This is a genomic window from Agrobacterium vitis (assembly GCF_013337045.2).
Classification (GTDB): domain Bacteria; phylum Pseudomonadota; class Alphaproteobacteria; order Rhizobiales; family Rhizobiaceae; genus Allorhizobium; species Allorhizobium vitis_B.
The window spans coordinates 1,451,147-1,471,324 of sequence record NZ_CP118259.1 but is presented as its reverse complement, the minus strand read 5'-3'; the positions used below and the strand labels follow the sequence as shown (position 1 = coordinate 1,471,324).

Genomic DNA, 20,178 nt, shown 5'->3' with positions numbered 1-20,178 from the left:
TCAGAAATTCTTGGTCAGGTCCATGCCAGCGTAAAGGCTGGCAACCTGTTCACCATAACCGTTGAAGGGCAGGGTATCCTTGCGGGAGCCGCCAAACAGGCCGCCACCTTCACCGATGCGCCGCTCTGTCGCCTGGCTCCAGCGGGGGTGATCGACCTTGGGGTTCACATTGGCATAGAAGCCATATTCATTGGCGGCCAAAATGTTCCAGGTGCAGGGCGGCTGCTTTTCTGTGAGCGTGATCTTGACGATGGATTTGATACCCTTGAAGCCGTATTTCCACGGCACGACCAGCCGCAAAGGCGCGCCATTCTGGTTTGGCAGCGTTTCGCCGTAAAGACCGGTGGCAAGGATGGTCAGTGGATGACGCGCTTCATCCAGTCGCAGGCCATCGACATAGGGCCAGTTGATCGATTGGAAAAAGCCGCTCTGGCCCGGCATTTCTTCCGGCCGCACCACGGTTTCAAAGGCGACATACTTGGCGCTGGCCAGTGGCTCAACCCGGTCAAGCAAAGCCGACAGCGGAAACCCATCCCAGGGAATGACCATGGACCAAGCCTCGACGCAGCGCATCCGGTAGATCCGCTCTTCCATGGTGAAGGACTTCATGATGTCCTCAATGGCGATCTTCTGCGGCTTGGAAACCAGGCCGCCAACCTCCACCGTCCAGGGGGTTGGCTTGAATTTACCGGAATTGGCGGCGGGATCGGACTTATCCGTGCCGAATTCGTAGAAATTATTATAGGTGGTGACGTCTTTTTTCGGCGTCAGCTTGTCATCCACCTTGTAATCAGACGGCTTGGCGGTAAGGGGCGCGGCCAGCACATCACCAGCCGCCGCCAGCGCCAAGGTTCCCGCCGCACCACCGATCAGGCTGCGGCGTGACAGGTAGATGCTCTGCGGTGTAATCTCGGATGCCGGAATATGCGGTGGGCGAAACGCGGCCATGTTCATCTTGCTCCCTGTCGATTATGATTGGTCTACGATTCAATACGGCAAATAGATCGAAAAAGTTACGATGACAGACCGATTTGATTGGTTGTTGACTTCACATTGTTGTGCGCCGCGACCATGTCGTTCTTTCCCCCAGCCGCGAGCGTACCGTTTTCGACCATGCTGATAGTGACACAAAGGCCCGACTGCCGTAGATAAATTGGAAAATTCGGCGCGTTTCCGGCGCAATAAAATAGTATCGAGGTGACATCCATGCCAGCCTATCGCTCAAGAACCACGACCCATGGCCGCAACATGGCAGGCGCACGCGGCCTTTGGCGCGCCACCGGCATGAAGGATGGCGATTTCGGCAAGCCGATCATTGCCGTCGTCAACTCCTTCACGCAATTCGTGCCTGGCCATGTGCATCTCAAGGATCTCGGCCAACTGGTCGCCCGCGAAATCGAAGCGGCTGGCGGCGTTGCCAAGGAATTCAACACCATCGCTGTCGATGACGGCATCGCCATGGGCCATGATGGCATGCTCTATTCGCTGCCATCACGCGAAATCATCGCCGATAGCGTTGAATATATGGTCAATGCCCATTGCGCCGATGCCATGGTCTGCATTTCCAACTGTGACAAGATCACCCCCGGCATGCTGATGGCCTCGTTGCGCCTCAACATCCCGACCGTGTTCGTTTCCGGTGGACCGATGGAAGCGGGCAAAGTCGTTATGCATGGCAAGAAGGTGGCGCTTGATCTGGTGGATGCCATGGTTGCCGCTGCGGACGACAAGATTTCCGATGAGGACGTCGCCACCATCGAGCGCTCGGCCTGTCCGACATGCGGGTCCTGCTCTGGCATGTTCACCGCCAATTCCATGAACTGTCTGACCGAAGCACTCGGCCTGTCCTTGCCCGGCAATGGTTCGACGCTTGCGACGCATTCGGACCGCAAGCGGTTGTTTGTCGAGGCGGGTCATCTGATCGTTGACATTACCCGCCGCTACTATGAGCAGGACGATGAAAACGTGCTGCCGCGTAACATCGCCTCCAAGCAGGCGTTTGAAAACGCCATGGCGCTGGACATTGCCATGGGTGGCTCCACCAACACTGTGTTGCATATTCTGGCTGCCGCCTATGAGGGTGAGATTGATTTCAATCTTGACGACATTGACCAGCTGTCGCGCCGCGTGCCGTGCCTGTCCAAGGTGGCCCCGGCCAAGCAGGACGTGCATATGGAAGACGTACACCGCGCTGGCGGCATCATGCGCATTCTTGGCGAGCTGGATCGCGGTGGCTTGATCAACCGCGATTGCCCGACCGTGCACGCGCCAACACTGGGCGATGCCATCGACCGCTGGGACATTACCCGCACCACTTCCGAGAGTGTGCGCGAGTTCTTCCGCGCGGCTCCCGGCGGTGTACCGACGCAGGTGGCGTTTTCGCAGTCGTCTCGCTGGGATGAGCTGGACATGGACCGCGAAAATGGCGTGATTCGCTCGGTTGAAAAGCCATTCTCCAAGGATGGCGGCCTGGCCGTGTTGAAGGGCAATATCGCCTTGGATGGCTGCATCGTCAAAACTGCTGGTGTCGATGAAAGCATCCTGAAATTCACCGGTCCGGCCAAGGTCTATGAAAGCCAGGATTCGGCGGTAAAAGCCATTCTCAGCAATGAGGTCGTGGCAGGCGATGTCGTGGTCATCCGCTATGAAGGACCGAAGGGCGGCCCGGGCATGCAGGAAATGCTGTACCCGACCAGCTACCTGAAATCCAAGGGCCTCGGAAAGACCTGCGCCTTGATCACCGACGGACGTTTCTCCGGCGGCACATCGGGCCTGTCCATCGGCCACGTCTCGCCAGAAGCCGCCAATGGCGGCACCATCGGCCTGGTGCGCAACGGCGACACGATCGCCATCGACATCCCGAACCGCACGATTGAGCTGATGCTGTCCGAAGGCGAGCTCGCCGCCCGCCGTGTCTCACAGGACGCCGCTGGCTGGAAGTCAGCGGAGCACCGCAAGCGCAAGGTGACAACAGCCCTGAAGGCCTATGCTGCGTTTGCGACGTCTGCGGACTTGGGTGCTGTGCGGAAATTGCCTGAGTAAAGATTAGACCGAAGCCCCGGCGCAAAATTTTGTTTTGCGCCGGGGCTATTTCCCTTTTTGGTCATTGCTCGGCAGAGTGTAATGTATGCAGCAAACAAAATTTGATGTCCTTCGCCAACAGCTTGCTTTCTTGATTGAGCTGGACAAACTCAAATCCATTGTGCGCCAATCACCGCTTATCAACAAATCCCGGCGTGAAAATTCCGCTGAACATTCATGGCACTTGGCCTTATTTGCCCTAACGCTTTCCGAGCACGCCGAGGGCGTTGATCCTCTGCATGTGGTAAAACTGCTGTTACTGCATGATGTGGTTGAAATCGACGCAGGCGATGCCCCCATACACAATCAGCAGGTAGACCGTGCAGCCTTGGCCGAGCAAGAACTCTCCGCCGCCAAGCGTATCTTTGGGCTTTTACCCGATGTTCAGGGGCAGGAGATGCTTGCCCTCTGGCTGGAGTTTGAAGAAGGCAAAACGCCCAATGCGCGTTTTGCCAAAGCGCTGGACCGCCTTCAGCCGTTGCTTCTGAATACGCTGACCGATGGCGGGACGTGGGCCGAAAACGGCGTTTCGGAACAGCAGGTCATGGAGCGCTATGGCCCCGCCATTGAAGGTGGATCACCAATTCTCTGGGAACAGGCAAAGGAGCTGGTGCTCGCGCATTTTGATTGCAAAGCACGCGAATGACCTGCCTTCTCAATTTTACTGCCTAATTACGTTGGAATAATCGGCCGGTGAATTCCCCGCAGCCTGCGCTTTGGCGCTGATGGCGGCGCGGGCGCGCAATTCCGGCTCCGGCAGCTTCCAGACTGATGCTCCATGCTCTGCCAGATAGCCGGGCAGGTAGCCCGACAGCAAAACGCGGTAATCCGTTGGAATGCCTGGCTCAATCTGGCGGGCAAGATCAAACACCACTGTGGTGCAATTGGTGGTGATTGTGTCGTAGAATTTGGGCTGTTTGGCAAGCTGATCTGCCGAATTCACGTAATTTAAAAACAAGGCGCGCATCGCCTGTTTGGGAATATCCAGCGGGTAAAGATAGGTGTCTTCTTTGCGCATATTGGTGCGAAGATAGAGAATATCCCGCTCATCGGCAGCGAGAAAAGCCAGCTCATAGGTTTTAAAAAAGCCTGCAATCGATGAATAGGATTCGGTCTTCTCTCGCCGCGTTTCCACCGAGAACACCACGCGCTGACCATCCTCAAATCCAAAACTGATCAGCGTATGGGCAATGGCATCCATGCCCCAATAGGACAGGACCATATCGGCTTCATTCAGCTTGTTGAGATCATATTGCCGCGTCTCCCACTTGGCATCGGCAACCGTGTCGCTTGTCCAGTTGAAGTTGCGCACATTCTGGAGCGTCACAATGTTGTTTTCAACGCTCCCGGTAACAGTCCTCGACACATCCGTTGCCCAGTCCCGATCAAGGCTCGGCTTGATCGAATGCCACCAGATGCCGACGACGACAAAGCTCAATAGAAACAGCCCGACTGACGCAAGAGGCGATTTTCGACCCAAGGAAAGGATGGCGAGGATAAAAATCAGCCACAAGCTGGAGGCTGCGCCCCGAACGAAATCGGGGCCCGGAATACGATACCACAGAGCCAAGGTGATCCAAACCGTGGCGATCAGAGCAATCAAAGCCAGTATTACGAGAAGAATAACGCTCACTATGCGCAATAGATATTTCATGCCGAAATTCTCCTCCCGATTTTCAACCGTGTGTATCCTGATGAACCTATAACGCATAAAGCCGCCCTTTCGGGCGGCTTGCAACGTTTCACGGTTAAGGTAAATCTCACCCAAAAACCCGCTTGAAAATCGTATCGACATGCTTGGTGTGATAACCAAGGTCAAACTTCTCACGGATTTGCTCTTCGCTTAGCGCTGCCCGCACCTCGGCATCTCCAAGCAGTTCTTCCAGGAAGTCCTTGCCCTGTTCCCAGACCTTCATGGCGTTACGCTGTACGAGGCGGTAGCTGTCTTCGCGGGAGACGCCGGCTTGGGTGAGCGCCAGCAACACGCGCTGGCTCATCACGAGGCCGCGGAATTTGTTCATGTTTTTCAACATGTTTTCCGGGTAAATCACCAGCTTTTCGACAACGCCTGCCAAACGGTTCAGGGCGAAATCGAGCGTGATCGTGGTGTCGGGGCCGATGGCGCGCTCAACGCTGGAATGGCTGATGTCGCGTTCGTGCCACAGCGCCACGTTTTCCATGGCGGGGACAACCGACATGCGCACGAGGCGGGCGAGGCCGGTGAGGTTTTCAGTCAGCACCGGGTTGCGCTTGTGCGGCATCGCCGATGAGCCTTTCTGGCCCGGAGAGAAGAACTCTTCGGCTTCCAGCACCTCGGTGCGCTGCATGTGGCGGATTTCGATGGCGACGTTTTCAATTGATGAGGCAATCACGCCCAAAGTGGCGAAGAACATCGCATGACGGTCGCGCGGGATGACCTGCGTCGAGACCGGCTCCGGTACGAGGCCGAGCTTTTCGCAGACATGTTCCTCGACGCTGGGGTCGATATTGGCGAAGGTGCCGACAGCGCCGGAGATGGCGCCCGTGGCAATTTCAGCGCGGGCGTTGACGAGGCGGGCGCGGTTGCGCTCCATTTCGGCATAGAAGCGAGCAAAGGTCAGGCCCATAGTGGTGGGTTCAGCGTGGATGCCGTGGCTGCGGCCAATGCGTACCGAATCCTTGTGCTCAAAGGCGCGGGCTTTCAGGGCTGCCAGCACCCGGTCCATATCAGCCAGCAACAGATCAGCGGCGCGGACCAGCTGAATGTTGAAGGTGGTGTCCAGCACATCCGAGGAGGTCATGCCCTGATGCACGAACCGGCTGTCGGGGCCGATGAATTCGGCCAGATGGGTGAGGAAGGCAATCACGTCATGCTTGGTGACGGCTTCGATCTCGTCGATGCGGGCCACGTTGAACTCGGCAGCGCCGCCCTTTTCCCAGATGGTTTTGGCGGCGTCCTTCGGGATAACACCCAGCTCGGCCAGCGCGTCGCAAGCATGGGCCTCGATCTCGAACCAGATGCGGAATTTGGTTTCGGGCGACCAGATGGCGACCATTTCTGGCCGGGAATAACGCGGGATCATCGGCTTGATCTTTCTTGCATGAATAACCTATGCCGCCCCATAGCAAACATGGCAGCCGATCTCAACGGCAACGGCGTGAAAGGTGGTGTCAGGGCTTGATAGGCACGGCGAGCCAGCGCCCGTCGGAGCCTTCGGAAGAGGGGTTCATGACCAGCACAAGGGCGATCTGCACCACATTGCCACCGGGAACCTGATAGGTGACGACGCCACCCAGCCTGTAGCCGGTCGGACAGCGGCGGCTGGCGGGCACATGGCCGTCCTCATAGACCACCTTGTCCTGCTTGGCACCGTTGATTTGCGTCATCTTCAGGCGAAAGCCCTTGATGGTCTGTACCTGGTCCTTGCAGGCGGCAGGCGCGCCTTCGTCCAGCTCTTCCAGCGTCAGTGTATTTGGCTCACCCACCGTTGGCTGGGAGGCGTGAACACGGTAGCTGAGAACATGCGGATCGGTGCCAATCTCGCTCAAGGGATTGAAGGCCACCACTTCGCCCGGATGGTCCAGCAAGCCTCGGTCCTGAACGGTTTTTGCCACCTGATCCATGCTCTGCTTGCGGATCGCGGCCATGCTGGCCTTGTCGTCATCGCCGCGCAGGCGCACCGGCGTATCCGGCAGGAAAGTATTGTTGTTGAGATCGATGGCAAAAATATTCGAGTAGGGCGTGTTGACGCCGCTCTGCACGCCATATTCCTCGAAGGCAAAGACAGACCCGTCGGCAGAAAAACCGATGGGGCGAACGGCGGCTATATCGCCTGCTGCAGCGGGCAGGGCAGTGGCAAGGCTGCCCACGGCAACCATTGCTGCGGAAAGCCAATTGAGTTTCAAGACCGGCCTCCTTCAGCGGCACGGCGCAATGCCGTCACCGTTTCGCGATAGGCATCGACACCCTGGCCCTTGTAGATGGCAGATCCTGCCACCAGCACATTGGCACCGGCCTTTGTGGCAATCGGCGCCGTTTCCACGGTAATGCCGCCATCCACTTCCAGCGCAATCGGCCTGTCGCCAATCAGCGCCCGCGCCTGGGCGATCTTGTCCGCCGCAGCCGGAATGAAGCTTTGCCCGCCAAAACCGGGATTGACACTCATGATCAGGATCAGATCGACATCGTCAATGACGTTTTCCAGCGTGGAAACCGGTGTGGCCGGATTGATCGACACGCCAGCTTTCTTGCCGAGGGCGCGAATGGTTTGCAGGGAGCGATGCAGATGCGGCCCGGCTTCAGCATGGACAGTGATGTAATCACATCCTGCATCGGCAAAGGCGGCAAGGAACGGATCGGCAGGGGCAATCATCAGGTGGCAGTCGAATACCGCTTTGGTATGGGGCCGCAATGCCTTGATAACCGCCGGGCCAAAAGAGATATTCGGCACGAAATGGCCGTCCATGACATCAAGATGAATCCAGTCGGCGCCCGCCTCCACCACATCGGCAACTTCAGCCCCCAGCCGGGAAAAATTGGCGGCGAGGATCGAAGGGGCGATCAGCAGCGGAGGTGTCATTTATCTCATTCTTTCGATATAGCGGATGTCGTGCCGCTCATAGCATTCCCTCATTGGCGCGACAACCTTTCCTGTGATCCGGACTGCGAAAGTCGGTTGATTTTACAGCCGCTTTGCGGGCGGTCACGATACGGCCTTGGACAGGTGCGACAGCGAGGCTATGAATGCTTGGACATGACCTATGGGAGGAAATATGGGCAGGTTTGTGATCATCACCGGCGGCAGCACGGGCATAGGGCGCCAACTGGTCCAGGCTTTTGCCGGTCTGGGCGATACGGTGGCCTTCAGCTATCTCGGCGACGATGCACCGGCCAAAAGCCTGGTATCCCTGATGGAGCAACAGGGCCGCAACGTGCTGGCGCTTTCCGCCGATGTCGGAGACGGAGACGCCGTCGAGCAGTTCTTCAATCAGGCCTGCACCTGGGCCAAGACAAGCCCGGCGGTCCTCGTCAACAATGCCGGTGTGCAGACCTGGTCCAGCCTGCTCGATCTCTCTGAAAAAGACTGGAACCGGGTGATCCGCACCAATCTGACCGGCACATTTCTCAATACCAAGGCGGCGGCAAGCCGGATGGTGGCGGCTGGAAACGGTGGCGCCATCGTCAATATCGGCTCGGGCTGCAACAAGCTCGCCTTCCCGAACCTGGTTGATTACACCGCTTCCAAGGGCGGGGTTGAGCAATTCACCAAGGTAGCCGCCGTGGAATTGGGGCCGCATGGTATCCGGGTGAATTGCGTTGCCCCTGGTGCCATTGCCACGGAACGAACCTATGAGGAAGCGCCTGATTATGGCGAAGTCTGGGGCAAGGTCACGCCGCTGCGCCGGGTGGGGACACCGCAGGATATTGCTGGCCCCGTACTCTATCTTGCCAGTGAGGCGGCAGGCTTCGTCACCGGGCAGACGCTCTGGGTCGACGGCGGGTTGTTTACGCGGCCAGTCTGGCCTTACGAATAGGTAACGCTATTCGCTGAGCGGGCGCGGCGGCTGAAAACTACCGTCACGCCATTCCTGCAATTGAAACGGATTGTCGCTGAGTTCGTGGCCGTCGGTAAAGGACAGCGAGCCGATGACGGTCTCAGCCTTGGTCTTGCTGATGGCCTCAGCTAACGACGGTTCGTTCAATGCCGCCGCGGCATGCAGAAACTGGATGCTGGCAAAAGCGGGCAGGGCATAGCCATCCGCAGCGCTGCCCTGTGTTCGTAGCGCGTCAACCGCCTTCTGTGCGCTCGGCATTCTGGCATAATCAGGCGTTATCACGGCCAGTACGCCATCTTGCAGCGGAACGGGCCTGTCCACCGCCCTCATTGCCTCGCCACCCATCAGCGTCAGAGGAATATTCTCGGCCTTGGCATCGCGGGCGATGATTGAGACATCGCTGCGGTCACCGCCGATGAAGACATCGGTCGCGCCCGTCTTCTTCAAGCGCCGCACCAGGGCAATCTGTTGCTCCTGGGTCGGGCGGTAGGTATCGGTGAAAACCGGTTTCATGCCGCGCTGCTCCAGCGACACGCGGATGGCTTCCACCAGTTCACGGCTGCGGATCGTGCCATCATCGAGAAGCGCGAAGGCCGTTCCGGCCCATTGGCTGACGATCACATCCACCAGCTTTTCACTTTCCGCTTTGGTGCTGGGCGCCAGACGAAAGAGTGGCCATTGGTTCTTCAAGGCATCTTCCATAACGGTGGGCCAGCGCACCGAAAGCGTCACAGCCGGAATACCGGCCGGGCCAAGCTTGGCCAGCAAACCATCCAGGCTTTCACTGCACAGAAATCCGATCGCCGCATCGACCTTTGCCGCCACAAGCTTGTCGGCAATCTCCGGGCCGGTTCCCGTGGCGCATGGCTCGTCAATCAGCGTCAGCGTATCGCCGCTTTGCTTTACCGCAGCTTCTGCCCCCGCTCGAATCTGCTGACCAAGAACAGCATAAGGCCCGCCCTGAGGGGCAACCAGGCCGATGGTAAGCGCAAACGCACCCGGCGCTACGAATGCATAGCCCATGCCGAAAAGCAGTGAAAAAACGCGTAATATCATTTCAATCCGGATCATTATGAATTTTCAGTGACCTTAGCGATATCGCAACGGCAAGGGAATGAAAATGTCTCGGTCGCCGCGCCAAGATGCTGCCGGAGCGTGATGGTTTGGTAAAACTGCTTCACAGTTTTGCATATCTTGTTCTATAGCCATTCTTAACAGGCAAATTGGCAGGAGTGCAGGCGTGGCTATCGATCCTTTGGACTATCGTGAAGCGATGAGCCGCTACGCAGGCCATGTGCAGATCGTCACCACCGAATTTCAAGGCGTTGCCAGAGGCACGACCATCACTGCCGCCTGCTCGGTTTCCGATCAGCCGCCGATGGTGCTGGCCTGCATCAACAATCAGAATGAAAGCAACAAGCCGTTCTTCGAAAGCGACTGTTTTGCCCTGAACACGCTCGCCGCTCATCATCAGGACCTGGCTGGAGCTTTCGCCGGTTTCGGCAAGCTGTCGAGCGAAGAGCGCTTCGCGCTTGGTACCTGGGAGCAGATGGTTACCGGTGCACCGCTGCTAACCGGCGCCATCGCCGCCTATGATTGCCGGGTCGTCGACAGGAAAATCACCGCCACGCACACAGTTCTGTTTGGCGAAGTGGTGGGGCTTAAGCTTGGTGAAAAGGCTGCAACGCTTCTTTACCTGCAAAGAGGTTTCCACACCGTCGAATAGGCGAGATCATGGACCCAAATCATGGACAATGCCGACATTGAAGAGATGTTTCAATCACTGGGTCCGGTTAGTATCCGGCGGATGTTTGGTGGCAAGGGTATCTATCACCACGGCGTAATTTTCGCGCTGTATCTCTTCGACGAGATCATGCTGAAAGCAGACATACAGACGGCACCAGAGTTTGCCGCCGCCGGTGCCCGGCAATGGGTCTATCAGCGACCGGGCAAGAAGCCAGTCGCCATGCCCTATTGGTCTGTGCCGGAAGACGCGTTCGACGATCCCGACGAAATGGCGCGCTGGGCGCGGCTTGCCTATGAGGCCGCAGTTCGCGCTCAAAAGCCTGAAACACCGAAAAAGTCAGCGAAGAAAAGGAAGAATGACCTTGGTGAAGGCCGATAAAGGCTGAGGCAAGTCATCGAGGGCGAACCAACCGAAGTCCGAAAGCTTATCGGGTTCGGTCAAGCTCGCTTCGCCGGAAATGTCGCTGGTCTTATAGAGAAGAGAGATCCAGTGCTGACGATCAGCTGCGATAATTTGTTCGCTCACGCTGACAAATTCTACGGAGCCGATAGCCAACCCGGTCTCTTCCTCGGCTTCACGTTTGGCCGCTTGTTCAGCAGGCTCGAGCACATCGACCTTGCCGCCAACAATGTTCCAGAAACCGGCTTCGGGTGGACGCATTCGCTTATAGAGCAGAAGCTTGCCATCTCTTAGGATGGCAAGTCCGACGCCGACACCCGGAAAATCTAATCCGGGCAGCATGTCAGGCTTTTGCGCTGGCAACGATCAGCATGAAAGCCGGAATATCATCGCCGAAGCCAACAGGAGTCGGGCCGTCATCATGGTCGCGGTAATGCTGGCGGCGGCGTTCGCGCTGGTCGTCATTGGCCGGGTTGGGCGCCTGATTATTGCGATAATCGCGGTTGCCCTGGCTAGGCCGTCTGTCTGTCTTGCGCTCTTGCTTCACGCTATCCACCTTGGTTGCGACGACTTCTACAGCCGCTTCGGTGCTAATCTGCTCTTCTGTCGTGTCAGGCTTGTGACTGCTGCGATGCTCACGATCACCGTCACGCGCACCGTCTCTGGAGCGTTCCCGGCCACGGCCACGTTCACTACCGCTTCTGTCACTACCGCTCTTGTCACGAGCACCCTTGCCACCACGGCCACGGCGCTCATCACGATCACCTTCAGCCATGGGCGGCAGAGAGGCGACGTCGCCGTCCAGCCATTCAGGCTTTTCACCGATCAGTTTTTCAATCGCGTCGAGATATTTCGCGTCGGACTTTGTCACCAGCGTGAAGGCGCGGCCTGAGCGACCAGCGCGACCGGTACGGCCGATGCGATGGACATAGTCTTCCGCATGGATCGGCACGTCGAAATTGAACACATGGCTGACATCGGGAATATCAAGGCCACGGGCTGCAACGTCGGAAGCGACCAGAAGGGTAATCTGATTGTCCTTGAAGCCAGCGAGCATATTTGTGCGCGAGCGCTGGTCCATGTCGCCATGCAGGGCACCGACCGAGAAACCATGCCGCTCCAGCGAACGGAACAGGTCAGCCACATCCTTCTTGCGATTGCAGAAGATGATGGCGTTCTTCAGGTCATCCTGGGCGCGGATGATGTCGCGCAGGGTAGAGCGCTTTTCATAATCCTTGTTCTGGCAGGCCACCAGCCGCTGCGTCACGGTCTTAGCGGTGGAAGATGGCGGAGCCACCTCGATCCGTTCCGGATTTTGCAGGAACTTGTCAGCCAGCTTCTGGATTTCCGGCGGCATCGTGGCCGAGAAGAACAGCGTTTGACGGGTAAAGGGAATGAGCTTGGCGATACGCTCGATATCGGGAATGAAGCCCATGTCCAGCATGCGGTCGGCTTCGTCGATGACGAGAATTTCCACGCCGGTCATCAGCAGCTTGCCGCGCTCGCAATGGTCCAGCAGGCGGCCAGGCGTGCAGATCAGCACATCGGCGCCACGTTCCAGCTTGCGGTCCTGTTCATCGAACGAAACGCCGCCGATCAGCAGGGCAATGTTGAGCTTGTGATTCTTGCCGTATTTTTCGAAATTCTCGGCCACCTGGGCAGCAAGTTCGCGCGTCGGCTCCATAATCAGCGTGCGCGGCATGCGGGCACGGGCGCGACCTTTTTCGAGCAATGTCAGCATCGGCAGTACGAAGGACGCCGTCTTGCCTGTGCCCGTCTGGGCAATGCCGCAAATGTCGCGGCGCATCAGGGCCGGCGGAATGGCGCCAGCCTGGATCGGTGTCGGCACGGTGTAGCCGGCATCAGTTACAGCGGAAAGAACTTTTTGGCTCAGGCCAAGGTCAGCGAATGTGGTCAAAGGGAAATGTTTTCCGTTCCGTTCTTGCGAACTCAAGATGAATCGCCCGCGAACAGGCGTTAACGCCAGCGCGGGATAGGCCGAAAACGCCTCAAAGTCAAGGAATAGGCCCTTCGCTGCGCCATAAAGCTTAACGAAACTTCAATTTCCGCGGCCAGATGCGAGGATAGCCAGCCCGGCAGCGCCCAGAAAACCTCCGGTCGTGCGGTTGATCAGCGCCACGCTGCGGGGTGTTTTCAAGAGGCGTCTGGCCCGTCCCGCCAGAAAAACATGGCCGCCGATCACCACGGTCTCGACCGCAAGAATGATCGCGATAATATCGATCAGCGCCGACGCATTGAAGGATACGGGTACGAAATTCGGCAGCAGGGCCAGATAGAAAAGTGGCATTTTCGGATTGCCGAGATTGAGCGCGAAACCTGTCAGGTACACGGGAAACAGCGCCCCACGGCGCTCCATCGGCACCATCTGCGGCAGGACCGGCTTTGCCATCCAGAGGCGGACACCCATCCAGATAAGATAGACCGCACCGCCGTAGCGCAAAAGCTCCATCAGCCAGCCCATGTCCTGCGCCAGCATGGACAGGCCGAAAAACGCAAGCGTCAAATAAATCAAGATGCCGGTAACTGTCCCAAGGCCATAGGCGAGGCCCGACGCAGGTCCATGGGAAAGAGTGCGGGCCATGATCGTCACATTATCGGGACCGGGACTGGCGGCAAACACCAGAAAGGCCAGCGCAAAGGTGAGCATTGAATGCAGATCCATGGCAATCCCCTTTTCATTCCCAGCGCTTCAGGAGGCCGATTTTGACAGGCAGACTATGCCATAAAAAACGCCGGTTGAAACAACCGGCGTTTTTATTTGCAAAAAGAAATATGGGCTAATCAGCGCAGCCGCTTGGCAGCCGGTTCCGGTACCAATTCGCCTTCCAGGCGGCGATCCAGATAATCTTCGCATTCAGCCATCAGCGTTTCGACCTGGCCGTTGAAGAAGTGATTGGCGCCGGGCAAGGTCTTCTGGGTGATCAGAATGCCCTTCTGGGTCTTCAGTTTGTCCACCAAGCCCTGAACGTCCTTTTCCGGAGCAACCTTGTCGGAGTCGCCATGGATGATCAGACCGGACGAAGGGCAGGGGGCGAGGAAGGAGAAATCATAGGTATTTGGCTGCGGCGCAACCGAGATAAAACCTTCGATTTCCGGGCGCCGCATCAACAGTTGCATGCCGATCCATGAGCCGAAGGAATAGCCGGCAACCCAACAGCTTTTCGAATCGGGATGCAGGCCCTGCACCCAGTCGAGCGCCGAGGCCGCATCGGACAATTCGCCGGCGCCGTGGTCGAATTCACCCTGGCTGCGGCCAATGCTGCGGAAGTTGAAGCGCAAGGTGGTAAAACCGCGCTTCTGGAACATGTAGAACAACTGATAGACGATCTGGTTGTTCATCGTGCCGCCAAATTGCGGATGCGGATGCAGGATGATCGCAATCGGGGCGCTCTTTTCCTTGGAGGGCTGGTAGCGGCCCTCTAGACGTCCTGCGGGTCCGTTGAAAATGACTTCGGGCATGGATACTCCGGTCTTGGCGTGTTTTTTTGCCTACGCGCCCTTACCCGTCAGAAGATGACTTGACGGGGGCACTCAGCTTTTCTAAAACCCAGTTTAGAACCATTCGAAATTATGGGTCGCTGTGTTATTGAATGTGTCATAGGACAGTCGGGGTGAAAATTTCAAGAAAAATGCATCTTCTATGGCAGATGCATGATTTTCTCCGAAAACAGGGCATGATCTAAGACAATACGCAGGTTTTGCGCCTTCCGGCTCAAGATCGCGGCACGACAAAGCGGAACATATCAGAGAAAACATGGCTGAACGCATCTACATGGACTGGAATGCCACCGCACCGCTTCTGAATGAAGCGCGCGATGCGATGCTGGCTGCTTTGGCCATGCCGGGCAATCCGTCCTCTGTTCACGCCGAAGGGCGGGCTACCCGCGCCCTGGTTGAAAAGGCGCGCCGCCAGGTGGCGGAACTTGTCGGAGCCGCGCCCGCCAATGTCATTTTCACCTCAACGGCAACGGAAGCGGCAAATTTTGTCCTGTCGCCACGCTATAGAATGGGCCGTTCACTGCTGCCCGTCGGACGAGCCTATGTCTCGGCCATCGAACATCCTGCCGTACGGCAAGGCGGACGGTTTTCGCCTGACTGTGTGACCGAAATCCCGGTGACCCGGCAGGGCGTGATCGATCTCGATGCCCTGGAACGGGCGCTGGCCGACCATCCTGCCGATCAGGGCATGCCGCTGGTCGCCGTCATGCTGGCAAATAATGAAACCGGGGTTATCCAGCCGATCGAAGCGGTGGGGCAACTGGTTCACGCCAGGGGCGGATTGCTGCTTGTGGATGCGGTCCAGGCGGTCGGGCGTATCCCGGTTGATATTGCGGCCCTGGATGCAGATTTCCTGATTCTATCGGCCCACAAGCTTGGTGGCCCCAAAGGGGCTGGCGCCGTGGTGGCCCGTGGCGAGGCGCTGATGCCGGAACCGCTGGTGCGCGGTGGCGGGCAGGAAAAGGGCCATCGCGGCGGCACGGAGAACCCTGCCGCAATTGCGGGCTTCGGCGCTGCTGCGGACCATGCTACAAAAGACTTGATAAAGCGCAATTTACAGATTGCGGCCTTGCGAGATGCTTTGGAAACAGGCATGCGCAGCATCGCACCCGATCTGGTGATCCACGGCGCGGGTGAGACACGTATTGGCAATACGAGTTTCTTCACGCTGCCGGGTCTGAAAGCGGAAACCGGGCAGATCGCCTTTGATCTGGAAGGGGTGGCGCTGTCTGCCGGAGCGGCCTGTTCATCCGGCAAGGTTGGACAGAGCCATGTTTTGACCGCCATGGGGCTGGATGCCGGCATTGGCGGCTTGCGGCTGTCGCTCGGTCCCGCCACCACGGCTGAGGATATCGAGCGGGTCGTCTCGATATTCGGCAAGATTGCCGGGCGGCGCCAGCTTGCCGGTCACGCGGCATGAGACGCTAAAAGAGTGCCTGAAAAGGCGGAATAAACCCAGGTTTGGGGGTGAAAACTCATCTCCATTCCCTATATGAGAGCGGATCCCCCGCTGAAACGTTGACAAGCTGCCGGACCTTGGACCCGGCGAGATTGGAGAACGCTAATGGCTGCCGTACAAGAAACGATCGATCAGGTCCGCCAGATCGACGTCGATCAGTACAAGTATGGTTTTGAAACTATGATCGAAGTCGACAAGGCCCCGAAGGGCTTGTCGGAAGACATCGTCCGTTTCATTTCCGCAAAGAAGAACGAGCCGGACTGGATGCTGCAATGGCGTCTGGATGCTTACCAGCGCTGGCTGACGATGGAAGAGCCAGAGTGGGCGCGCGTCCACTATCCGAAGATCGACTTCAACGACATTTATTACTATGCCGCGCCGAAAAGCACGGCTGGCCCGACCTCGATCGACGATGTCGATCCTGAGCTTTTGAAGGTCTATGAAAAGCTGGGCATTCCGCTTCGTGAGCAGGAAATTCTGGCAGGTGTCCAGACCTCGAAAATCGCTGTCGATGCGGTGTTCGATTCGGTCTCGGTCGTCACCACGTTCAAGGCTGAATTGATGAAAGCCGGCGTGATCTTCATGTCGATTTCAGAAGCCGTGCGCGAATATCCTGATCTGGTGAAGAAATATCTCGGCACAGTCGTGCCGGTTACCGACAATTATTACGCAACGCTGAATTCGGCTGTGTTTACGGATGGCTCGTTCGTGTTCATTCCCAAGGGCGTTCGTTGCCCGATGGAATTGTCCACCTACTTCCGCATCAACGAGAAAAACACCGGCCAGTTTGAGCGCACGCTGATCATTGCCGAAGAAGCCGCTTACGTCTCCTATCTGGAAGGCTGCACAGCTCCGCAGCGCGATGAAAACCAGCTGCACGCTGCTGTGGTTGAGCTTGTGGCGCTTGACGATGCCGAGATTAAATATTCCACCGTCCAGAACTGGTATCCGGGCGACAAGAACGGCAAGGGCGGCATCTATAATTTCGTCACCAAGCGTGGCGATTGCCGGGGTGCGCGGTCGAAAATTTCGTGGACGCAGGTCGAAACCGGATCGGCGATCACCTGGAAATATCCGTCCTGCATTCTGCGGGGCGATGACAGCCGCGGCGAATTCTACTCGATTGCCGTTTCCAACGGTTATCAGCAGGTCGATAGCGGCACCAAGATGATCCATCTCGGCAAGAACACGTCGAGCCGCATCATCTCCAAGGGCATTTCGGCGGGCTTTTCCAGCAATACCTATCGCGGCCAAGTTTCTGCGCATCGCAAGGCGGAAAATGCCCGTAACTTTACCCAGTGCGACAGCCTGCTGATCGGCGACAAATGCGGGGCGCATACCGTGCCCTATATCGAGGCGAAGAACTCTTCGGCTCAGTTCGAGCATGAGGCAACAACCTCGAAAATCTCGGAAGATCAGCTGTTCTACTGCCTGCAACGCGGCATTCCCCAGGAAGCCGCCATCGCCCTGATCGTCAATGGTTTCGTGCGCGAAGTCATCCAGGAATTGCCGATGGAATTTGCGGTTGAAGCGCAGAAGCTGATCGGGATTTCACTTGAGGGTAGCGTGGGGTGATGAGCCGGACGATCGTACTTTTTCGTCCGGTCGGACTGGAAGAATTGAAGCTGATTGAGGAGAGTGGCTGGAAAACTTTTCCACCCCGTCTGCCAGATCAGCCGATATTTTATCCGGTGACGAATGAAGATTATGCCGCGCAGATTGCGCGGGATTGGAACACCAATGTTGGCTCCCGGCGTGGCTTTGTCACGAAATTTGAAGTCGACTCCACCTATGTATCGAAATTCGAAAAGCGGGTCGTTGGTGGTCGAGAATATGAGGAACTATGGGTTCCTGCCGAAGAACTGGAAGAATTTAACCGGCATATCGTCGGAAATATTGTCGTGACGCAGAGCTTCGCGCCTTGAGAGCAGGAAATGCTTTGCCGACGTATGGTTGAATATGCGGGTCCTTGAAACCCGCCATATGAGGGAATTGAAAAATGCTTGAAATCAGAAACCTTCACGCCCGGATCGCGGAAGATGGCACGGAGATCATTCGTGGTCTCAACCTGACCGTCAAGGCTGGCGAAGTGGCGGCGATTATGGGACCAAATGGGTCGGGCAAATCGACGCTGTCCTACATTCTGTCGGGCCGCTCGGACTATGAAGTGACCGAGGGCGAGATCCTCTATAATGGCGAGAGCATTCTGGAGCTTGACCCCGCGGAACGCGCTGCCAAGGGCATTTTCCTGGCCTTCCAATACCCGGTCGAAATTCCGGGCGTTGCCACCATGCAGTTTTTGAAAGTGGCAATGAACGAGCAGCGCAAGGCGCGCGACGAAGCGGAACTGACGACGCCGGACTTCATGCGCCGGGTCAAGGAAGCAGCTGCCGAATTGAAGATCAATCCTGACATGCTGAAGCGTCCGTTGAATGTTGGCTTTTCCGGTGGTGAGAAGAAGCGCGCGGAAATCCTGCAAATGGCGCTGTTGGCGCCGCAGCTTTGCATTCTGGATGAAACCGATAGTGGCCTCGATATTGATGCGCTGAAGATCGTTGCCGATGGCGTCAATGCGTTGAAGTCGCCGGATCGTGCGACCATCGTCATCACCCACTATCAGCGCCTGCTGGATTACATCGTGCCGGATACGGTTCATGTTCTCTACAAGGGCCAGATCATCAAGACCGGCGACAAGAGCCTGGCGCTCGATCTGGAAGCCAATGGCTATGCAGATATCATCGGCGAAGCGGCCTGACCGGTCGAAAAAGGAGTGTTGCAATGAACATTCAAGCTGCCAATCGGTCGACAGCGGCCGAGGCTGCTCTGGTCGAAGCCTATACGGCCCAACTTGGCGATTTGCCGGGCGACGGCACGGTGCTGGGCGCGCGGGATATCCTGTTTGATGACCTGAAGCGGGCTGGCCTGCCAACCCGTCGCGTTGAAGCCTGGCATTATACGGATCTGAAAACCCTGCTGCGGGCCATTCCCGACGCTGCAACGCTAACGCCTTCCAAGGCTGTGGCGCCGCTGGTGGAGGCGGCTCGTATCTTTGAACTGCGCCAGGGCATGAGCCGTGATGTTTCGGCACCTGACGGTGTGACGGTGCGTGCCTATAGCGAAAGCCTGCTGGATGGAACGGCGGCGACCGATCTGGTTGCCTTCTCCAAGGACGATGCGATTGGCCGGATCAATGGCAGTTTCGTGCGCGATGGCTATCGGCTGAACGTCGAGGACAATGTCGAGGTCGACAGGCTGATCGAGTTGCAGGCCCATCAGGGTGGCGGTCAGAGCCATGCGCGGTTTGTGGCGAGCTTCGGCACGGGCTCAAAGGCAACAGTGATCGAGCGCCACCGCAATTCCGACGAAGCCGCTGGCTTGATCTCCAGCGTCAGTGACCTGGACTTAGGCGAGGGTGCCGAGGTGACGTGGATCATCGTGCAGACCCAGGGTCTTGCCGATACCCATCTAGGCCAAATCAAGGTCGTGCTGGGGACCGATGCCAAGCTGAAGCTGTTCGTGATCAATGCCGGCGGTAAGCTGGTGCGCCAGGAAATCCATGTCAGAACGGCGGGTGAAGGCTCCGATTTCACCCTGCGTGCTGTCAACCTTCTGGGTGGCGAAAGCCATACGGACGTGACCATGACACTTGGTCATGACGTGCCGAACACCACCTCGACGGAAGTGATCCGCAATGTTGTATTCGACCGGGCGCGTGGCGTGTTCCAGGGCCAGATCCGGGTTGCTCCCGACGCCCAGAAGACCGATGCGCGCATGGCGTGCAACACGCTGCTGATGTCTGACGACGCCGAATATTCGGTCAAGCCAGAGCTGGAAATCTTTGCCGATGACGTGCAATGCGCCCATGGTGCAACGGTTGCAGATATCGACCACAACCACCTCTATTATCTGATGGCGCGCGGCATCCCACAAAAAGTGGCCCGCGGGCTGCTGATCAAGGCTTTCGTCGCCGAATTGGTGGAAGAGCTGGAAGATGAGGAACTGGTAGAGGCCCTGGAAGGGGTGATCGCCGACTGGCTGGAGACCCATGGCTGATCTTCCCGTCAACCTTGATCACGCCGTGATCCATGTTTCCGATTGGGAACGGGCGCGCGATTTCTACACGAAGGTGATCGGGGCTGAAGCGGTCGCGACGGCAGCGGGCGGATATGTTTTTCGGCTTGGCGCACAGCAGTTGAATGTTCATGGCCCCGGCGCAATTGGTACGCCGGTGGCCCGCATTCCTGTCGCTCCGGGAAACAGCGATCTTTGCTTCCGCTGGCGTGGAAAGATCAGCGATGCCAAGGCCCATCTCGAGGCCCAGGGGATCGACATCGAACTGGGACCCATTCGTCGCTTTGGCGCTATGGGCGAGGGAACAAGCCTCTATTTTCGCGATCCGGATGGCTCGCTCATGGAGTTTATCAGCTATGACGCTTAA

The 20,178-nt window shown here is 57.5% G+C and carries 21 protein-coding genes; 11 read left to right on the top strand and 10 right to left on the bottom strand.

Features of this window, described 5'->3' with window-relative positions; all coding sequences use genetic code 11:
* Nucleotides 1–948, bottom strand: a complete 948-nt coding sequence (gene msrP, locus G6L01_RS06950; protein WP_015916141.1) for a protein-methionine-sulfoxide reductase catalytic subunit MsrP — start codon at nucleotides 946–948, stop codon at nucleotides 1–3.
* A gap of 258 nt (nucleotides 949–1,206) precedes the next feature.
* Here msrP and ilvD point away from each other — a divergent pair, with 258 nt between their 5' ends.
* Nucleotides 1,207–3,042: a dihydroxy-acid dehydratase gene (ilvD, locus tag G6L01_RS06945; RefSeq protein WP_071206376.1), complete on the top strand. Its 1,836-nt coding sequence runs from the start codon at nucleotides 1,207–1,209 to the stop codon at nucleotides 3,040–3,042.
* An 85-nt stretch (nucleotides 3,043–3,127) separates the two neighbouring features.
* A complete protein-coding gene (locus G6L01_RS06940) occupies nucleotides 3,128–3,727 on the top strand; it encodes an HD domain-containing protein (protein ID WP_070164738.1) in 600 nt (199 codons plus the stop codon).
* A gap of 15 nt (nucleotides 3,728–3,742) precedes the next feature.
* Here G6L01_RS06940 and G6L01_RS06935 read toward each other — a convergent pair whose 3' ends face one another.
* The 4 genes from G6L01_RS06935 to rpe all read right to left on the bottom strand — a co-directional run bounded on the left by G6L01_RS06935 (nucleotide 3,743) and on the right by rpe (nucleotide 7,640).
* Nucleotides 3,743–4,735, bottom strand: a complete 993-nt coding sequence (locus G6L01_RS06935) for an Lnb N-terminal periplasmic domain-containing protein (protein WP_070164737.1) — start codon at nucleotides 4,733–4,735, stop codon at nucleotides 3,743–3,745.
* 106 nt (nucleotides 4,736–4,841) lie between these two features.
* Nucleotides 4,842–6,143, bottom strand: coding sequence for an adenylosuccinate lyase (purB, locus tag G6L01_RS06930; protein WP_070164736.1), 1,302 nt, complete (start codon nucleotides 6,141–6,143; stop codon nucleotides 4,842–4,844).
* Nucleotides 6,144–6,231: 88 nt separating this feature from the next.
* A complete protein-coding gene (locus G6L01_RS06925) occupies nucleotides 6,232–6,966 on the bottom strand; it encodes a DUF2259 domain-containing protein (protein ID WP_081357319.1) in 735 nt (244 codons plus the stop codon).
* Complete coding sequence (gene rpe / locus G6L01_RS06920; RefSeq protein WP_070164734.1) at nucleotides 6,963–7,640, bottom strand: ribulose-phosphate 3-epimerase; 678 nt, start codon at nucleotides 7,638–7,640, stop codon at nucleotides 6,963–6,965. The genes G6L01_RS06925 and rpe overlap by 4 nt, the downstream gene beginning before the upstream one ends.
* Before the next feature lie 193 nt (nucleotides 7,641–7,833).
* Here rpe and G6L01_RS06915 point away from each other — a divergent pair, with 193 nt between their 5' ends.
* Nucleotides 7,834–8,595, top strand: a complete 762-nt coding sequence (locus G6L01_RS06915; protein WP_070164733.1) for an SDR family NAD(P)-dependent oxidoreductase — start codon at nucleotides 7,834–7,836, stop codon at nucleotides 8,593–8,595.
* Between the two features lie 6 nt (nucleotides 8,596–8,601).
* On the opposite strand, the gene G6L01_RS06910 is transcribed toward G6L01_RS06915, so the two are convergent.
* A complete protein-coding gene (locus G6L01_RS06910) occupies nucleotides 8,602–9,687 on the bottom strand; it encodes a branched-chain amino acid ABC transporter substrate-binding protein (protein ID WP_070164732.1) in 1,086 nt (361 codons plus the stop codon).
* A gap of 202 nt (nucleotides 9,688–9,889) precedes the next feature.
* On the opposite strand from G6L01_RS06910, the gene G6L01_RS06905 reads away from it, so the two are divergent.
* Together G6L01_RS06905 and G6L01_RS06900 are read left to right on the top strand one after the other, a co-directional pair.
* Complete coding sequence (locus G6L01_RS06905; RefSeq protein WP_070165128.1) at nucleotides 9,890–10,342, top strand: flavin reductase family protein; 453 nt, start codon at nucleotides 9,890–9,892, stop codon at nucleotides 10,340–10,342.
* 21 nt (nucleotides 10,343–10,363) lie between these two features.
* Complete coding sequence (locus G6L01_RS06900; protein WP_070164731.1) at nucleotides 10,364–10,741, top strand: TfoX/Sxy family protein; 378 nt, start codon at nucleotides 10,364–10,366, stop codon at nucleotides 10,739–10,741.
* Here the strand turns inward: G6L01_RS06900 and G6L01_RS06895 are convergent.
* The 4 genes from G6L01_RS06895 to G6L01_RS06880 all read right to left on the bottom strand — a co-directional run bounded on the left by G6L01_RS06895 (nucleotide 10,700) and on the right by G6L01_RS06880 (nucleotide 14,242).
* A complete protein-coding gene (locus G6L01_RS06895) occupies nucleotides 10,700–11,104 on the bottom strand; it encodes an NUDIX domain-containing protein (protein ID WP_070164730.1) in 405 nt (134 codons plus the stop codon). The two genes, G6L01_RS06900 and G6L01_RS06895, sit on opposite strands and share 42 nt — an antisense overlap.
* Nucleotide 11,105: 1 nt before the next feature.
* The gene (locus G6L01_RS06890) at nucleotides 11,106–12,680 is read right to left on the bottom strand and encodes a DEAD/DEAH box helicase (protein ID WP_070164729.1); all 1,575 of its coding nucleotides are present in this window, start codon (nucleotides 12,678–12,680) and stop codon (nucleotides 11,106–11,108) included.
* A gap of 141 nt (nucleotides 12,681–12,821) precedes the next feature.
* Nucleotides 12,822–13,445: a LysE family translocator gene (locus tag G6L01_RS06885; RefSeq protein ID WP_070164728.1), complete on the bottom strand. Its 624-nt coding sequence runs from the start codon at nucleotides 13,443–13,445 to the stop codon at nucleotides 12,822–12,824.
* A 119-nt stretch (nucleotides 13,446–13,564) separates the two neighbouring features.
* A complete protein-coding gene (locus G6L01_RS06880; RefSeq protein ID WP_070164727.1) occupies nucleotides 13,565–14,242 on the bottom strand; it encodes an alpha/beta hydrolase in 678 nt (225 codons plus the stop codon).
* 295 nt (nucleotides 14,243–14,537) lie between these two features.
* Here G6L01_RS06880 and G6L01_RS06875 point away from each other — a divergent pair, with 295 nt between their 5' ends.
* The 6 genes from G6L01_RS06875 to G6L01_RS06850 all read left to right on the top strand — a co-directional run bounded on the left by G6L01_RS06875 (nucleotide 14,538) and on the right by G6L01_RS06850 (nucleotide 20,178).
* Complete coding sequence (locus G6L01_RS06875; protein WP_070164726.1) at nucleotides 14,538–15,701, top strand: cysteine desulfurase family protein; 1,164 nt, start codon at nucleotides 14,538–14,540, stop codon at nucleotides 15,699–15,701.
* A 144-nt stretch (nucleotides 15,702–15,845) separates the two neighbouring features.
* Nucleotides 15,846–17,315, top strand: a complete 1,470-nt coding sequence (sufB, locus tag G6L01_RS06870; RefSeq protein WP_070164725.1) for a Fe-S cluster assembly protein SufB — start codon at nucleotides 15,846–15,848, stop codon at nucleotides 17,313–17,315.
* Entirely contained in the window at nucleotides 17,315–17,665 is a 351-nt protein-coding gene (locus G6L01_RS06865; protein WP_070164724.1) for a hypothetical protein, read from the top strand. The genes sufB and G6L01_RS06865 overlap by 1 nt, the downstream gene beginning before the upstream one ends.
* 74 nt (nucleotides 17,666–17,739) lie before the next feature.
* The gene (gene sufC / locus G6L01_RS06860; RefSeq protein ID WP_070164723.1) at nucleotides 17,740–18,495 is read left to right on the top strand and encodes a Fe-S cluster assembly ATPase SufC; all 756 of its coding nucleotides are present in this window, start codon (nucleotides 17,740–17,742) and stop codon (nucleotides 18,493–18,495) included.
* Nucleotides 18,496–18,518: 23 nt separating this feature from the next.
* Nucleotides 18,519–19,793 carry a Fe-S cluster assembly protein SufD gene (gene sufD / locus G6L01_RS06855; protein ID WP_070164722.1) on the top strand — a complete coding sequence of 425 codons (1,275 nt, stop codon included), beginning with the start codon at nucleotides 18,519–18,521 and terminating at the stop codon, nucleotides 19,791–19,793.
* Nucleotides 19,786–20,178: a VOC family protein gene (locus G6L01_RS06850; RefSeq protein WP_070164721.1), complete on the top strand. Its 393-nt coding sequence runs from the start codon at nucleotides 19,786–19,788 to the stop codon at nucleotides 20,176–20,178. The genes sufD and G6L01_RS06850 overlap by 8 nt, the downstream gene beginning before the upstream one ends.

Excerpts from the sequence above, each read along its gene's own strand:
- G6L01_RS06885 (WP_070164728.1), bottom strand. The coding sequence starts at position 13,445 with ATGGATCTGCATTCAATGCTCACCTTTGCGCTGGCCTTTCTGGTGTTT.
- G6L01_RS06935 (WP_070164737.1), bottom strand. The coding sequence starts at position 4,735 with ATGAAATATCTATTGCGCATAGTGAGCGTTATTCTTCTCGTAATACTG.
- G6L01_RS06900 (WP_070164731.1), top strand. The coding sequence starts at position 10,364 with ATGGACAATGCCGACATTGAAGAGATGTTTCAATCACTGGGTCCGGTT.
- sufD (WP_070164722.1), top strand. The coding sequence starts at position 18,519 with ATGAACATTCAAGCTGCCAATCGGTCGACAGCGGCCGAGGCTGCTCTG.
- G6L01_RS06905 (WP_070165128.1), top strand. The coding sequence starts at position 9,890 with ATGAGCCGCTACGCAGGCCATGTGCAGATCGTCACCACCGAATTTCAA.
- G6L01_RS06875 (WP_070164726.1), top strand. The coding sequence starts at position 14,538 with ATGGCTGAACGCATCTACATGGACTGGAATGCCACCGCACCGCTTCTG.
- G6L01_RS06895 (WP_070164730.1), bottom strand. The coding sequence starts at position 11,104 with ATGCTGCCCGGATTAGATTTTCCGGGTGTCGGCGTCGGACTTGCCATC.
- sufB (WP_070164725.1), top strand. The coding sequence starts at position 15,846 with ATGGCTGCCGTACAAGAAACGATCGATCAGGTCCGCCAGATCGACGTC.
- sufC (WP_070164723.1), top strand. The coding sequence starts at position 17,740 with ATGCTTGAAATCAGAAACCTTCACGCCCGGATCGCGGAAGATGGCACG.
- G6L01_RS06865 (WP_070164724.1), top strand. The coding sequence starts at position 17,315 with ATGAGCCGGACGATCGTACTTTTTCGTCCGGTCGGACTGGAAGAATTG.
- rpe (WP_070164734.1), bottom strand. The coding sequence starts at position 7,640 with ATGACACCTCCGCTGCTGATCGCCCCTTCGATCCTCGCCGCCAATTTT.
- G6L01_RS06940 (WP_070164738.1), top strand. The coding sequence starts at position 3,128 with ATGCAGCAAACAAAATTTGATGTCCTTCGCCAACAGCTTGCTTTCTTG.
- G6L01_RS06915 (WP_070164733.1), top strand. The coding sequence starts at position 7,834 with ATGGGCAGGTTTGTGATCATCACCGGCGGCAGCACGGGCATAGGGCGC.
- G6L01_RS06880 (WP_070164727.1), bottom strand. The coding sequence starts at position 14,242 with ATGCCCGAAGTCATTTTCAACGGACCCGCAGGACGTCTAGAGGGCCGC.
- G6L01_RS06910 (WP_070164732.1), bottom strand. The coding sequence starts at position 9,687 with ATGATCCGGATTGAAATGATATTACGCGTTTTTTCACTGCTTTTCGGC.
- msrP (WP_015916141.1), bottom strand. The coding sequence starts at position 948 with ATGGCCGCGTTTCGCCCACCGCATATTCCGGCATCCGAGATTACACCG.
- ilvD (WP_071206376.1), top strand. The coding sequence starts at position 1,207 with ATGCCAGCCTATCGCTCAAGAACCACGACCCATGGCCGCAACATGGCA.
- purB (WP_070164736.1), bottom strand. The coding sequence starts at position 6,143 with ATGATCCCGCGTTATTCCCGGCCAGAAATGGTCGCCATCTGGTCGCCC.
- G6L01_RS06850 (WP_070164721.1), top strand. The coding sequence starts at position 19,786 with ATGGCTGATCTTCCCGTCAACCTTGATCACGCCGTGATCCATGTTTCC.